General features: G+C 64.5%; 13 protein-coding genes, 1 tRNA gene and 1 pseudogene. 8 read left to right on the top strand and 7 right to left on the bottom strand.

Annotated elements, in window-relative coordinates; all coding sequences use genetic code 11:
- Positions 1-26 precede the first annotated feature (26 nt).
- A complete protein-coding gene (locus tag FJW08_RS30005) occupies positions 27-506 on the top strand; it encodes a DUF2934 domain-containing protein (RefSeq protein ID WP_140813461.1) in 480 nt (159 codons plus the stop codon).
- Between the two features lie 77 nt (positions 507-583).
- Here FJW08_RS30005 and FJW08_RS30000 read toward each other — a convergent pair.
- Positions 584-658: transfer RNA gene (locus tag FJW08_RS30000), tRNA-Gly, on the bottom strand.
- 211 nt (positions 659-869) lie between these two features.
- Here FJW08_RS30000 and FJW08_RS29995 point away from each other — a divergent pair.
- From FJW08_RS29995 to FJW08_RS29980, 4 genes are all read left to right on the top strand, one after another.
- The gene (locus tag FJW08_RS29995; protein ID WP_140813460.1) at positions 870-1,367 is read left to right on the top strand and encodes a prolyl-tRNA synthetase associated domain-containing protein; all 498 of its coding nucleotides are present in this window, start codon (positions 870-872) and stop codon (positions 1,365-1,367) included.
- Positions 1,368-1,450: 83 nt separating this feature from the next.
- The gene (trxA, locus tag FJW08_RS29990) at positions 1,451-2,458 is read left to right on the top strand and encodes a thioredoxin (protein ID WP_140813459.1); all 1,008 of its coding nucleotides are present in this window, start codon (positions 1,451-1,453) and stop codon (positions 2,456-2,458) included.
- Between the two features lie 105 nt (positions 2,459-2,563).
- The gene (locus tag FJW08_RS29985; protein ID WP_140813458.1) at positions 2,564-3,235 is read left to right on the top strand and encodes an LON peptidase substrate-binding domain-containing protein; all 672 of its coding nucleotides are present in this window, start codon (positions 2,564-2,566) and stop codon (positions 3,233-3,235) included.
- A 35-nt stretch (positions 3,236-3,270) separates the two neighbouring features.
- The gene (locus FJW08_RS29980; protein ID WP_140813457.1) at positions 3,271-3,522 is read left to right on the top strand and encodes a Trm112 family protein; all 252 of its coding nucleotides are present in this window, start codon (positions 3,271-3,273) and stop codon (positions 3,520-3,522) included.
- 225 nt (positions 3,523-3,747) lie between these two features.
- Here the strand turns inward: FJW08_RS29980 and FJW08_RS29975 are convergent, their stop codons facing one another.
- The 4 genes from FJW08_RS29975 to FJW08_RS29955 form a co-directional block, all read right to left on the bottom strand.
- On the bottom strand, positions 3,748-7,086 hold the full coding sequence (locus FJW08_RS29975; protein WP_140813456.1) for an error-prone DNA polymerase: 3,339 nt from the start codon (positions 7,084-7,086) through the stop codon (positions 3,748-3,750).
- Complete coding sequence (locus tag FJW08_RS29970; RefSeq protein ID WP_140813455.1) at positions 7,083-8,561, bottom strand: DUF6504 family protein; 1,479 nt, start codon at positions 8,559-8,561, stop codon at positions 7,083-7,085. Before FJW08_RS29970 ends, FJW08_RS29975 begins: the two co-directional genes overlap by 4 nt.
- Positions 8,503-9,534 (bottom strand): hypothetical protein, encoded by a 1,032-nt coding sequence (locus tag FJW08_RS33155; protein ID WP_140813454.1) that lies wholly within the window; start codon positions 9,532-9,534, stop codon positions 8,503-8,505. Before FJW08_RS33155 ends, FJW08_RS29970 begins: the two co-directional genes overlap by 59 nt.
- A 389-nt stretch (positions 9,535-9,923) precedes the next feature.
- Positions 9,924-10,556, bottom strand: coding sequence for a LysE family translocator (locus tag FJW08_RS29955; protein WP_140813453.1), 633 nt, complete (start codon positions 10,554-10,556; stop codon positions 9,924-9,926).
- 136 nt (positions 10,557-10,692) lie between these two features.
- Between FJW08_RS29955 and FJW08_RS29950 the strand changes: the two genes are divergently transcribed.
- The 3 genes and pseudogenes from FJW08_RS29950 (at position 10,693) to FJW08_RS29940 (ending at position 11,975) form a co-directional block, all read left to right on the top strand.
- The gene (locus FJW08_RS29950; RefSeq protein ID WP_140813452.1) at positions 10,693-11,115 is read left to right on the top strand and encodes a metallopeptidase family protein; all 423 of its coding nucleotides are present in this window, start codon (positions 10,693-10,695) and stop codon (positions 11,113-11,115) included.
- A 256-nt stretch (positions 11,116-11,371) separates the two neighbouring features.
- Positions 11,372-11,680 (top strand): annotated as a pseudogene (locus FJW08_RS33420) (type II toxin-antitoxin system RelE/ParE family toxin).
- Between the two features lie 13 nt (positions 11,681-11,693).
- Complete coding sequence (locus FJW08_RS29940) at positions 11,694-11,975, top strand: XRE family transcriptional regulator (RefSeq protein ID WP_140813451.1); 282 nt, start codon at positions 11,694-11,696, stop codon at positions 11,973-11,975.
- A gap of 18 nt (positions 11,976-11,993) precedes the next feature.
- Here FJW08_RS29940 and FJW08_RS29935 read toward each other — a convergent pair whose 3' ends face one another.
- Together FJW08_RS29935 and FJW08_RS29930 are read right to left on the bottom strand one after the other, a co-directional pair.
- A complete protein-coding gene (locus tag FJW08_RS29935; protein ID WP_015314987.1) occupies positions 11,994-12,200 on the bottom strand; it encodes a DUF1737 domain-containing protein in 207 nt (68 codons plus the stop codon).
- Between the two features lie 36 nt (positions 12,201-12,236).
- On the bottom strand, positions 12,237-13,127 hold the full coding sequence (locus FJW08_RS29930; RefSeq protein ID WP_140813450.1) for a CoA ester lyase: 891 nt from the start codon (positions 13,125-13,127) through the stop codon (positions 12,237-12,239).
- Between the last annotated feature and the right edge of the window lie 368 nt (positions 13,128-13,495).

Below are 13,495 nucleotides of genomic sequence, written 5' to 3'. Positions count from 1 at the left end.
GCGACGCAGCGCAGACCCGAGGATCCATGCCGCGACCTCTGCGCGCCGCAGCGGTCCAGAATTCTGCTCCGCTGCATTCCCCGGCCGAGGTCACGGAATGGATCCCAGGGTCTTCGCGACGCCGCTTCGCGGCTGCTCCGCCCCGGGATGACGAACGTTGGACAGGCCAAGAGCGCCTGAAGGCAAAGCGCATCGAACCGCGATCCTGGGATGAAGTGTTCGACCTGCCGAGTTTGACGACATCCGGATGGAACATTTCAGGCGCTGTCCGGTTGCTTCCTCAGGAAATCCAAGGGAATACGGCCGTGGTGATCAGCCAGGAAGAACGTGTCGCGCATATCCGGAAACGGGCCCACGAACTCTGGGAACGGGAAGGCCTGATGCCCGACCGTGAGAAGGCCTGCTGGGACAAGGCGGTCGAAGAGTTCGAGTCCGGCAAACTGACCGCCGGACGAAAGCAGGCTGGCGCGGATGCCGCCGGCGACACGGCGGGTGCCAAACACTGACAATGCCGCTGCCTCCAGAAAACGAAAAAGCCGCGGCGGACCGCGGCATTTCGATGCTTGATTCCCTGGGAGGAAACTGGAGCGGGTGAAGCGATTCGAACGCTCGACCCCAACCTTGGCAAGGTTGTGCTCTACCCCTGAGCTACACCCGCTCACACGGCGTCTTGGCCGCAAGCCGGGCCTATATGGCTGAAGAGCGCGGCGATTGCAACAGGGAATAACAGGCTTTTTGCAACCTCCCGAACGATGCCGGCAAACCGCTTGCGATGGGCCGATTTCATCGCCCCTTGCGCGACGGCCTTGTGTCGGCCGCCTCATTGGCCGTAAACGGCAAGGCCCGAGAAACGGACGAGAAGAAGATCGATGCCGAAGACCGAAGCCGAACTGATGGCCTTTCTTGCCGAACTGGGCATCACCGTTTCGACGATACGCCATCCGCCGCTCTACACGGTTGCCGATTCGCAGGCGCTGCGCGGCGAAATCGCCGGCGGGCACACCAAGAACCTGTTCCTGAAGGACAAGAAGGACAATTTCTTCCTGGTCACCGTCGGCGAGGAAGCGGTCGTCGATCTCAAGCAGATCCACCAACTGATCGGCGCCGCCAGCCGGGTTTCCTTCGGCAAGGCGGAGATGCTGATGGAGCTTTTGGGCGTCACGCCGGGCGCGGTCACCGTCTTCGGCGTCATCAACGACAGGGAAAACAGGGTCAAGCTGGTGCTCGACAAGGATTTGATGGACCATTCCGTCATTAACGCGCATCCGCTGACCAACGAGGCGACGACATCGATCGCGGCGGCCGACCTCATCAGATTCGTCGAGGCAACCGGGCACGATGCTGCTATCTTGAAAGTCTCGGCATGATCGCCACATGGATGGCGAAGCCGATTTCCAATTGAGACATGGCGCCGAGCCGGGCTGGCGGCGCGACCGAAAAGGGTGACGAGATGAGCGACAACAATCCGTTTGGCGGATCATTCGGAAACAATGGCGGCCAGTATGCCACGACGGTGCAGTATGGCGGAACGGCGCCGGCCCCGGCGAAACCCGCGCTTGGCGATGCGCCCGCGGGCCCTGCCGCCGGCGATGTCATCAAGTACACGACGACCGCCGCCTTCGCCGCCGACGTCATCCAGGAATCGCGCCGTCAGCCGGTGCTGGTTGATTTCTGGGCGCCGTGGTGCGGACCTTGCAAGCAGCTCACCCCGCAGCTGGAAAAGGCGGTCAAGGCCGCCGGCGGCAGGGTCAAGCTGGTCAAGATGAACATCGACGACCACCCCTCGATCGCCGGCCAGCTCGGCATCCAGTCGATTCCGGCGGTCATCGCCTTCAAGGACGGCCAGCCGGTCGACGGCTTCATGGGCGCCGTCCCCGAGAGCCAGATCAACGAATTCATCACCAAGGTCGGCGGCAAGGGCAATGGCGCGCCGCCGGTGGCCGAGGCCCTGGCCGCAGCAGCCGAAGCCCGCGATGCCGGCGACATGCAGGCCGCCGCCGACATCTATGACGCCATCCTGGCGCAGGCGCCGGAGACGGTCGAGGCAATTGGCGGGCTGGGCGACCTGTTGTTCGAGGCCGGCGACACCGAGGGTGCCGAGGCGCTCCTGGCAACAGCGCCGGAGGCCAAGAAGGATGCACCGCCGCTGGCTGCCCTGCGCGCCAAGATCGCGCTGGCCGCGCAGGCGGCGGCGTTGGGCAATCCGGCCGAGCTCGAACGGCGCTTGGCCGAAAACCCTAGGGATCATCAGGCGCGTTTCGATCTGGCCATGATCCAGAACGCCAAGGGCGAGCGCACGGCAGCCGCCGACAACCTTCTGGCCATCATCAAGGCCGACCGGAGTTGGAACGAGGATGGCGCCAGGACGCAGCTGCTGCAGCTGTTCGAGGCCTGGGGCATGACCGACGAGGCGACGCTTGCGGCGCGCCGCAAATTGTCGGCATTGCTGTTTTCCTGAGCCGGTTGTCGGTTGTTTTGTCGCACGGGCTTGTGGCGTCGGGCCTGAGCGCCAGATAGACAGGGCAGGATTGACGCTTCGCAATGAAGCGATCGGAGGAACGAGGTGCAAGCGGGAAACGCGCATTACCGGCTCGCCAAGGATTTGCCGTCGACGATCCCGATCTTTCCGCTCGAGGGCGCGCTCCTGCTGCCGGGCGGCCGCATGCCGCTCAACATCTTCGAGCCGCGCTACCTGCAGATGGTGGACGAGGCGGTCGCCGGCTCGCGCGTCATCGGCATCATCCAGCCCGGCCTCAATGGCGCATTGCGCGAGGATGGCGAGCCGGAGCTTTGCAATGTCGGCTGCATCGGCCGCATCATCGCCTTTTCAGAGACCGGCGACGGCCGCTACCTGATTTCGTTGCAAGGCGTGTGCCGGTTCCGCATCGCCCACGAGCTGACGGTCAAGACGCCGTTCCGCCAATGCAAGCCGGCGCCCTTCCTCGCCGATCTCGACGAGGAGCAGGCGGCTGATGAGATCGACCGGCCGGCGCTGCTGCGGGCGTTTCGCGCCTATCTGCAGGCCAATGATCTGGAAGCCGACTGGGAAAGCGTCAGCCGCGCCGAAAACGCCATGCTGGTCAACGCGCTGTCGATGATGGCGCCCTACGGACCGGCCGAGAAGCAGGCGTTGCTGGAGGCCGCGGACCTGAAGACGCGGGCCGAGACGCTGATCGCCATCACCGAGATGACGCTGGCGCGCGAGAATGAGGATTTCGGCTCGAGCCTGCAGTAAGGTGAACGCAGGCTTGGAGTTGGAAAGGGGACGCAATGGCGGATGGGCGTGATGGAAAGAAAACCAGCGTCGACCCGAAGCTGCTGGAGCTCTTGGCCTGCCCGTTGACCAAGGGGCCGCTGGCTTGGGATCCCGAACGTGGCGAGCTGGTCTCGCGGATCGCCAAGCTCGCTTATCCCGTGCGCGACGGCATCCCGATCATGCTTCCTTCGGAAGCGCGGACCATCTCGGCCGAGGATGTGCTGTCGCCGCCAAAGCTGGGCGGGCCGGGCAGTTCAGCGTCATAGAGCGTGGCCGGACATTGAGGTCGGTGTTCTACGGCGCCCCCCTCTGTCCTGCCGGACATCTCCCCCTCAAGGGGGGAGATCGGCTGTTGTTTCGGCTTTCGCCAATTTTCACGTTGACAGAGAAGCGCCATCAATGAAGCTACCAATCTCCCCCCTCGAGGGGGAGATGCCCGGCAGGGCAGAGGGGGGCGCTGTCCCGCCAGCGCTTGATGACGAAAGGCAGGCCTACTGAAAATTGCGCCCTTTGGGCATGACCCTTTCCGCTTCTTCCGACAGCATAGCGAGGTCCTGTCCCGCTTTTTGTATTGCGGGCCGTATTGCGGGTTGGCTGGAGCGGTCCGAAGGATCGGCGGCCGGCAGTGCGGCTGCACCGACCTTTTCCAGGAGCACGGTCAGCCAGGGCGTCAGGTCCTCGATCTTCTCGGCCACGATATGGACGACACCTGATTCCGACTGCAGTTTCCCGCTGACCTTGACGAAGCGCGCGCCCATGACGATGGGCCGGAAGCGGGTAAAAGTCCTTTCCCAGAAGATGACATTGGCGACGGCCTTGTCGTCTTCCAGCGTGAGAAAGATCGCATTGCCCTTGCCGGGGCGCTGGCGCACCAGAACCAGACCGGCAACGGAGACCCGCCTGCCATCGCGCACGGATGGCAGGCTGGCATTGGGGGTAACGCCGGCGCGGTCGAGCCGCTCGCGCAGGAAGGCGACCGGATGCGCCTTCAGCGACAGGCCAAGCGAACGGTAATCGTGGATGACATGCTCGCCGAGCGGCATTTTCGGCAGCTTCGTCTGCGGCTCCAGCTCGCGCAGGCCGAGCGCCGGCTGGTCGAACAGCGGCAGCTTCTCGGCGGCACTCTTGCCGTCGAGCGCGCGGACCTGCCAAAGTGCCGCGCGGCGATCGAGACCGATGGACCGAAAGGCGTCGGCCTGCGCCAGCTTCTCGATCTCGTCGACATTGAGGCCGGAGCGCAGCCAGACATCCCGGACGGTCGAGTAGCCGGCGCCGCGCCGCTCGACGAAAGCCTCCATGCGTTCCTTGGAAAGTCCCTTGATCTGCCTGAAGCCGAGCCGCAGCGCATGGCTTGTCTCGATGACACCGCGCATTTCGGCATGGCGCGGCAGGATGCGGGCCGGGTCGAAAGGCGCTTTTTCCAGGGTGCAGTCCCAGACGGAAAAATTGACGTCGACCTCGCGGATGTCGACGCCATGGTCGCGGGCGTCGCGCACCAGCTGCGCCGGCTGGTAAAACCCCATCGGCTGCGAGTTCAGGATCGCGGCGCAGAACACGTCGGGATAGAAGGTCTTGAACCAGCAGGAGGCGTAAACGAGCAGCGCGAAGGATGCGGCGTGGCTTTCGGGAAAACCGTATTCGCCAAAACCCTCGATCTGCTTGAAACAGCGCTCGGCGAAGTCCTTCGTGTAGCCCTTGCCGACCATGCCGTCGATCATGCGCTGGCGGTAATTGCCGATGGTGCCGGTGCGCTTGAAGGTGGCCATGGCGCGGCGCAATTCGTCGGCCTCGCCCGGTTTGAAACCGCCGGCGACGATCGCGATATTCATCGCCTGTTCCTGAAACAATGGCACGCCAAGCGTCTTGCCGAGTATCGCTTCCAGCTCCGGCTTTTGATACTCGGCCTCTTCCTTGCCTTGCCGGCGACGCAGATAAGGGTGGACCATGTCGCCCTGGATAGGGCCGGGGCGTACGATCGCCACCTCGATGACGAGGTCGTAGAACTCGCGTGGCTTGAGACGCGGCAGCATCGACATCTGCGCGCGCGACTCGATCTGGAAGACGCCGAGCGTATCGGCACGGCAGATCATGTCGTAGACACGTTGGTTCTCCGCCGGGAGCGTGGCCAGCACATAGGGCCGGCCAAATTCATCTCGTGCCTTCGGATAATGGTCCGTGAGCAGGGTGAATGCGCGTTGCAGGCAGGTCAGCATGCCGAGCGCCAGGATATCCACCTTGAGGATCTTCACCGAATCCAGATCGTCCTTGTCCCATTCGACCATCTTGCGCTCGTCCATCGCCGTCTTGACGATGGGCACGATCTCGTCGAGCCGGTCCCTGGTGATGACGAAGCCGCCGACATGCTGGGAGAGATGACGGGGGAAGCCCATGATCTCGTTGGCGCGTTCCATCACATGCCGCGATATGGGATCGCTGCGGTCGAGGCCGCCGGCCCTCGCCTCCTTCTCGCCGAGTCCTGAGGTCGACCAGCCCCAGATCGAGCCGGAAAGCGATGCCCGGACATCCTCCGACAGGCCCATCGCCTTCGACACTTCGCGCAGCGCCGAACGGCCGCGATAGCTGATGACGGCGGCGGCAAGGGCGGTGCGCTTGGAGCTGTATTTCTCGTAGATGTACTGGATGACGGTTTCGCGCTTTTCGTGCTCGAAATCGACGTCGATGTCAGGCGGTTCGTTCCTTTCCTCGGAAATGAAGCGCTCGAAAAGCGAATCGATTTTTTCCGGCCCCACTTCGGTGATGCCGATGCAGAAACAGACGACCGAGTTGGCGGCTGACCCACGCCCCTGGCAGAGAATATCCTTGCTGCGCGCGAACTTGACGATGTCGTAGACGGTCAGGAAGTAACGGGCATAGTTGAGGCGTTCGATCAGAACGAGCTCTTCCTCGATGCGCTTGGTCACGGATTCAGGCACACCTGCCGGGTAGCGGTTGACCGCTCCCTCCCTTGCCAACCTTTCCAGCTCTGCCTGTGGCCCGAGGCCCGATTCCGTCGGCTCGTCCGGATAATTGTACTGGAGGTCGCTGAGCGAGAAGGTCAGCTCTTGCGCAAAACGCAGCGTCTCCGCCAGCGCCTGCGGTTGCCGGCGGAACAAGCGCGCCATTTCCAGCGGCGGCTTCAAATGACGCTCGGCATTGGCGGTCAGTTCCAGCCCCACTTCGGCGACCGGAACATTGAGGCGGATCGCGGTCAGCACGTCCTGCAGCGGGCGGCGTTCGGCCGTGTGATAGAGCACATCGTTGGTCGCCATCAGCGGGATACCGGTGCTCTGGGCTATCGCCGCCGCCTGCTCGATCCGGAAGCGGTCATGGCCGGCATAACAGGGCGACACACCGAGCCGCAGGGCCCTGCCGAAGCGGTCCTGGAGTTGGCGGAGCAAAGCCAGGCTGTCCTGCGCGCCCTGCTCCAGATCGGGCAGGACCGCCAGCGACGTCCGGTCCCCCCATTCGAGCAGGTCGCCGCGCCGGAGCAGGGTGGCGCCCTTTTCGGTCTCGTCACGCAGATTGGCCTGGGTGAGCATGCGGCACAGATGCCCCCAGCCCTTGCGGTCCCTGGGATAGGCGAGAATGTCCGGCGTGCCGTCGCCAAAAACCAGCCGGCAGCCGGGATGATAGGCAAGCTTTTCGACCTTGGCCTGCTGCCAGGCGCGCACCACGCCGGCCACGCTGTTGCGGTCGGCGAGCCCGATCGCGGAGAAGCCCATGAGCTTGGCCGCGACCACGAGTTCTTCCGGCTTGGAGGCGCCGCGCAGGAAGGAGAAGTTCGACTGGATGCCGAATTCGGCATAGGGGATGACGGTCAGCGCGTTCATGCGAAGACCCCGTGCATGAACCAGCGCGGCGGGATCTGCGAGACGCCGCCGTAAAGGCCTTGCCGGTAGAGCCAGTAGCGGCGGCCATCGGCATCCTCGATGCGGAAATAGTCGCGTGTCGATGCCGCCGGATCGCCTGGCGCCTCGCGCCACCATTCGGCGGCGATGCGCTCCGGACCCTCGGCACGGGTAACGCGATAAAGCGCGCGGCGCCAACGGAAATGCAGCGGCGGTCCCTCCGGCATTTCGGTGGCCGGCACATCGATGGGCTCGGGCGCGCGGAACAGCCGGATCGGCCGTTCCGGCGGGAAAATGGTCATCGGCGCCTGCATCCTGTCCGGCTTCCTCGGCGGCGTGGTCCGGCGCGGCGCCTCGCTGAACGGGACGATGGCGACGGCGCGTTCGGGCAGATGGCTTTCCACGGGAACCGGCTGCAGAACCGCGCCCTCGCCGAGGCGGGCGCGGATACGGTCGGCGAACAGGGCGATGTCGGCGCCGTCATCGGCCGCTTCACCGGTCAGATCGGTCTGCTGCGTGTCGAAAGCGGCGACGGCCAGCACCGAGAGGCGCACCAGGTCGAAGCCATAGCCGGCGTCGATATGCTGCTCGAGTGCTGCCAGCCGCTCATGGAACAATTTCCGGATCAGCAAGGGTTCGCGCATCGGCCGCGAGGTGCCGAGCGCGATGCGGCTGACGGCGCCGTCGACGCGAAAGAGCAGCAGCGCCAGCGTCCGGGCGCCTTCGCCGCGGCGTTCGAGGTCGGCCTTCAAGGTCGTCGCCAGCATGCCCACCAGCCGCTCTATCTCTTCCGTCAGCGTGACGGGCTCGGCGAGATGGCGTTCGACCGAAAGCGGCGCGACGGGAAGGCGCGGCGAGATCGCTTCGTCGAGACGGCCAAGCGCCTGGTCGAGGCGCTGGAGCAGCAAAGCGCCGAAGCGGCGGGCGAGCGGCGCGCGCGGCGCGGCCATGACGGCGCCCGCCGTGCGCAGCCCGACACTTTCCAGGCTGGTCCGGGTTTCCGGCGCTATGCGAAGGGCGGCCAGCGGCAAGGGAGCAAGCAAGGCTTCCTCCCCGCCCGATAGAACGATGCGGTCGCCGCAAAAGCGTGCCGCCGCCCAGGCCGCCCCGGGCGTGCCGGCAAGCCCGGCGCGGACGTCGAAACCCTGGTGGAGGAAGCGCGACAGGATTTCGTCGAGCATGGCGCGTTCGCCGCCGAACAGATGGGTACAACCGGTGACGTCGAGGAACAGGCCGTCGATGCTGTCCAGCGCCACCAGCGGCGTGTAGCGGTCGCACCAGTCGGCAAGGCCCTCGAGCAGGCGCCGGTCGGCCTCCGGATCGGCTTCGACGATGTCGATCGACGGATGCATGGCGCGCGCATCGGCAATCCCCATGTCGCGCTTCAGGTGTAGCGCCTCAGCCCGCTCGTCGAGGGCCGAGATGCGCTGCGCGTTGCCCTGGCGGTGGCTGATCACGAGCGGTGGGTGAGATGGCGACGGATGATCCGACGGCTGGGAACGCCAGGATTTCCCCAGCCGCTGCCGCAGGATCCTTTCGGTCGCGAGATAGGGAAACCACAGGGACAGAATTCTCTGCCCATTTCCGTCTTTCGTCGCCCCTTCTTTCATCGAATCTGCGTTCATCGGGGTTCCACTCCAGTGTGAATTGTCCAGGCAGGGCCGTGCGGCTCTTGCCGATGCTGATGGCGAAGGCGGGGTGGCCGATCGAGCCGGCGAGCGGCCCGGCGACCGTGGCGCGCGGCACGGCCGGCGCCGACGCGGCGATCAGACGGACAGGCGCCGCCGTCGGTTCGGGCTCGGCCGCCTGCCGCAGCAGGAACACCGGCCGGCCGGCAGCTTGCGCCCTTGCATGCAGCCGGCGTGTCGCGGTCAGGTCCAGCCGCTGCGGATTGCCGCGGATTTCCAGGATGACGGCGGCAAGTGCGGTCATGCGGGCCGCCTCCTCGGCGACCCACAGCGCATCGACAAGCCTGGGCGCCTCGGAAAACAGCAATTGCCCGGGCTCGATGCCGAAGCAGGCATGCAGCCCCCTGGCGTAGGGAAAGCCGGCCTCATGGAAAATTTCCGATGTCCCGATCCACAGGATGGGCAGCCCCTGCGCCTGGTTGAGGATCAGGCTGACGAGCGACAGAGCGAAGCCGGCCACGGCTCCCGCGTCGCGGGTTTCCAGCCCATGGATTTCGGTCAAGGCGGCTTTCGGCAGGCCGCCGCTGAGCGCGGCATCGAGCCGCTCGACGCCGATGGGCAGGAAAGTATCCGGCAAGGCGGCGGCAAGCCCGCGCCGGACGATCGTCAGATCGCTGCCGGGGCCGGCATCAAGGGCCGCCGCCGCCGGCGCCTGCAGGCGCTCGGGCAGCGTTCCCTCGATTTTCGCGATCTGGCGGCGCAGGGCAAAAACAGTCTCCCGCGCCACGGCGGTCATCGCCATGACGGTCAGCTTCCAGTTGTTCTTGTTATGTTCCTATAGATTCCAGAGCGGTCCGGAAGAGTCAAGCGGAGTCATAAGGAATTTATTCCTGCGCGTATCGACACACGAGTCCGACATGTCCGCACGTCACCATGAGGTCGTCATGTATGGACGAAGCAGCCGCGCAGCGGCGTCGCGGAGACCCTGGGATCCATGCCACGACCTTGGCCGTGAAGTGCAGCCGAGCAAAATTCTGCACCCGTGGCAGCGCACCGGAGTCCCGGCATGGATTCCGGGGTCTGCGCCGCGTCGCTGCGCTCCCTGCTCCGCCCCAGAATGACGAAGTGACGGGCGTTTCCTCGCCAATCGCCAACGTATTCGTCAATGAGACGGCGTCACACTTCCGAGGATCAACGCTGGCCGCCAAAGGCCAGCCGTGCGGCAAGCCCCGTGAATACGGTTCCCAGCAGAATTTGCGACGCCCGTTGGAACCGCGTCCGTTTCGACAAGGCAGCGCCGATCCGGCTCGCGGTCAGGATGACCAGGCCATTGATCATCAGTCCGATCAAATTGAGCACGGTCGCCAGCACCAGGATCTGCGCCGCGACCGACCCAGCCTCGGGACGCACGAACTGCGGGAAGAGCGCGAGCACGAACAGTGCCATTTTCGGGTTGAGCAGGTTGGTCAGCAATCCCTGTCGGAAGATGCGTGCCCGCGAATAGCGCGGCAGGCCGGAAACCGGTGCAAATGCCGTTCCCTCGGCGCGGAAGGCCTTGAAGGCGAGATAGGCGAGGTAGGCCGCGCCGGCATAGCGCACGATGTCGTAGGCGATGGGCGCGACCAGGAAGAGTTGCGACAGGCCGAAGGCGGCGGCCAATGCATGACAATAGGTGCCAGAGGCGATGCCGGCATAGGTCGCCAGGCCCGAGGAGCGCCCCTGGCTGGCGCTACGGGAAGCGATCAACAGCATGTCCGGCCCCGGCGTCGCGGTCAGCGCGAGACAGGCAATCGCGAAAAGTCCAAGTGTGGAAAGGTCCGGCATGAAAGCTCCTTGAGACATGGCCGGAACCGACCCCTACGCGATTCCCCGGCATTGGCAAAGGCACTGGACCAGAAATTGCCACGCCATTTGCCTGGGCCAGCGCGAAAGCCTATATGCCGGGATCAAAGGACAAAGCATGGCCCGCATCTACAAGACCCGCACCTGGCATGGCGAACTTGCGCCCTCGATGGAGGAATTGGAGTTCCTGGCCCTGGAGGCCTACGCCCATCTGCCGGAGGATTTTCGCAAGTTGACCGGCGAGATCGTCATCCAGATCGCCGAATTCCCGACCGACGAGATCATGGACGATTTGTCGCTGGAGACGCCGTTCGACCTGCTCGGCCTGTTCGAGGGGCGCGGCATCGCCGAACGCTGGAACCCGCAGACCGGCGAAGGCCCGAACCGCATCACCCTCTATCGCCGCGCCATGCTCGACTACTGGGCCGAAAACGAGGAATCGCTGGGCGACATCGTCACCCACGTGCTGATCCACGAGATCGGCCACCATTTCGGCCTGTCGGACGATGACATGGAGCGAATCGAAGAGGCGGCTGAGTAGGCGCATCTTCGTCACCCCAGGGGTCTGCGCCGCCTCGCTTTGCTCCTTGTCTGCTCCAGCAGGACGAAGGAGGAGGGCTTTCCCTACTTTCGCTGAGCTGGGTGTCCGGCCCGTATTCCTGAACGTCGATATCCCCGACCATTGCCTGGTCGCAGCGTGGGTCGGTGAGCCGTCGCTATAGTTATCAATCGGCCGCTGGCGGCTCACTGTCTTGCACGATTATACAAGTTTTGATATAACTCTGCCAATGCCAGTGATGAAGCGCTTAGAGTTCCTCGGAGATTCTCTTGCCCAGCTCCGGGATTTTCCAGAGGCGGCGCGCAAGGAAACAGGCGTCCAGCTGCATAAGGTGCAACTCGGACTTGAACCAAGCGACTGGAAGCCAATGACGACGGTCGGCCGGGTGTGCGGGAAATCCGCGTCCGCGATGACGCCGGCGCGTTCCGGGTGCTTTACGTCGCGAGCATAGGCGACGCTGTCTTGTGCTGCACGCCTTCCAGAAGAAGACGCAACAGACGGTGAAACGAGATTGGATCTTGCCACATCCCGGCTCAGGCAAATCTAGTGGAGGTAGGACGATGGAACGTCAGAGTTTTGAAAACGTGTGGGACGCGCTGGAGGATACTCCGGCCGAATCCGCCAACATGACCATGCGCTCCAACTTGCTGATCGCGATCGAACAGCGGGTGCGGAGTTGGGACGTTACCCAGGCCGAAGCAGCCAACCGGCTCGGGATTACTCAGCCACGCCTTAGCGACCTCCTGCGGGGCAGGATCACGAATTTCAGTCTGGACACGTTGATCAATCTTGCCGCACTGGCCGGACTTGTCGTGCGCCTTGATATTGCCGATGCCGCCTGATGCTCTCTTTGCCATCGGCTACCAGTCGCTGAGCTTGGTATCCGGCCCGTATTCCTGGCCGTCGACATCCTTCACCACGGCCTGGCCGCAACGCATGGTCTTGGTTTTCTTGTCATAGGCGTAGGTCGGCGAGCCGAACAGGTGCCAGCCCTTGTTCAGCGCCGCCGTCACCTTGTGGCAGAAGCTGGCGTCGTCCGGGGCGGTGAGAAAGCGGTAGAGTTTCATCGTCCATTCCTGTCGTGTATCCCAAGCCGACGAATATCATGCGCCGATGGCGGCAGCCTTCGCCAGCAGTTTTTCGGCCTGCGCCAGATGCAGTCGCTCGACCATCCTGCCATTCAGCGCGATGACGCCCTTGCCGCTGTTTTGCGCCAGCGCGAAGGCATCCTTCACCGCGCGCGCCTCGGCCAGCGCCTGCGCCGACGGGGCGAAGGCACGGTTGGCGGCCTCGATCTGCGATGGATGGATCAGCGTCTTGCCGTCGAAGCCCATGGCGGCGGCCTGCGTGCACTCGCGCGCAAACGCGTCCGGGTCACGAAAATCGTTGAACACCCCGTCGAGCATGTCGAGGCCGCCGGCGCGCGCCGCCAGCAGCATCTGCATCAGCCATGGCAGGAGATAGACGCGGTCCGGCGTCGCCAGCACGCCGGTATCCTTGATCAGATCATTCGTTCCGGCAATGAAACAATCCAGCCGCGAGGCGGGATCGCGGCCGAGTTCGGCGATGGCGCCGATGTTGAGCATGGCCTTGGGCGTCTCGATCATCGCCCATAGTTTCACACTATCGGGAGCAAGATTGTCGTCCAGCACGTCGCCGACCTCGAGCACGTCGCGCGGCGTGTCGACCTTGGGCAGCAGGATGCCGTCCGGCTCTGCCTTGGCCACCGCCGCAAGATCCTCGGTGCCCCATTCGCTGGACAGCGCATTGACGCGCACAACCATCTCGCAGCGCCGGCCATTGTGGCCGGCATCAGGACGGTTGGCGAAAATGCCGGCCAGTTTTTCGCGCGCAGCGATCTTGTCGGCGGGAGCGACGGCGTCCTCGAGGTCGATGATGACGGCGTCGCAGGCAAGCCGCGCGATCTTGGCCAGCGCCTTGTCGCTGGAGGCCGGGACATAGAGCACGGAGCGGCGCGGGCGGTAGGTTTCCATGTCCGATCTATGCCGCGTGTGGTTGGTCGAGGCAAGCGCGTGCTGCAATCGCTTCGGCGAGCCATACGATTGTGCCGGACGCAAGCCAACCGTCGAAGGTGGCGCTGACATTCGGAGGGGCGAGTGACTCGGCCCCTGCACGAAAACTGCACGCGATTGCCGAAAACCTCCTCGAATCCGCCCTGCGGCCTCCCTGCCAGCCTGCGAGACAGGCGGCATGCACAAGCGAGCAAAACCCCGTCTGCCCTATCGGCTGCGCAGCGAAGGCTGGTGGCTGGTCGATCCGCCACGCGCGAAGCCCGCCGCAATTGTCATCCCCTTTTTGCGCCCGTATCGTGCTGGAAAATCCAGAATGGCTGCGGTCCGCC

This window comes from Mesorhizobium sp. B3-2-1 (assembly GCF_006439515.1).
Lineage (GTDB): Bacteria > Pseudomonadota > Alphaproteobacteria > Rhizobiales > Rhizobiaceae > Mesorhizobium.
The sequence above is the reverse complement of the archived record's forward strand: the minus strand, read 5'-3'. Positions and strand labels throughout refer to the sequence as shown.

Coding starts and splice junctions, on each gene's coding strand:
- FJW08_RS33155 (WP_140813454.1), bottom strand. CDS start 9,534: ATGGCGATGACCGCCGTGGCGCGGGAGACTGTTTTTGCCCTGCGCCGC.
- trxA (WP_140813459.1), top strand. CDS start 1,451: ATGAGCGACAACAATCCGTTTGGCGGATCATTCGGAAACAATGGCGGC.
- FJW08_RS30005 (WP_140813461.1), top strand. CDS start 27: ATGCCGCGACCTCTGCGCGCCGCAGCGGTCCAGAATTCTGCTCCGCTG.
- FJW08_RS29980 (WP_140813457.1), top strand. CDS start 3,271: ATGGCGGATGGGCGTGATGGAAAGAAAACCAGCGTCGACCCGAAGCTG.
- FJW08_RS29935 (WP_015314987.1), bottom strand. CDS start 12,200: ATGAAACTCTACCGCTTTCTCACCGCCCCGGACGACGCCAGCTTCTGC.
- FJW08_RS29955 (WP_140813453.1), bottom strand. CDS start 10,556: ATGCCGGACCTTTCCACACTTGGACTTTTCGCGATTGCCTGTCTCGCG.
- FJW08_RS29930 (WP_140813450.1), bottom strand. CDS start 13,127: ATGGAAACCTACCGCCCGCGCCGCTCCGTGCTCTATGTCCCGGCCTCC.
- FJW08_RS29995 (WP_140813460.1), top strand. CDS start 870: ATGCCGAAGACCGAAGCCGAACTGATGGCCTTTCTTGCCGAACTGGGC.
- FJW08_RS29950 (WP_140813452.1), top strand. CDS start 10,693: ATGGCCCGCATCTACAAGACCCGCACCTGGCATGGCGAACTTGCGCCC.
- FJW08_RS29975 (WP_140813456.1), bottom strand. CDS start 7,086: ATGAACGCGCTGACCGTCATCCCCTATGCCGAATTCGGCATCCAGTCG.
- FJW08_RS29940 (WP_140813451.1), top strand. CDS start 11,694: ATGGAACGTCAGAGTTTTGAAAACGTGTGGGACGCGCTGGAGGATACT.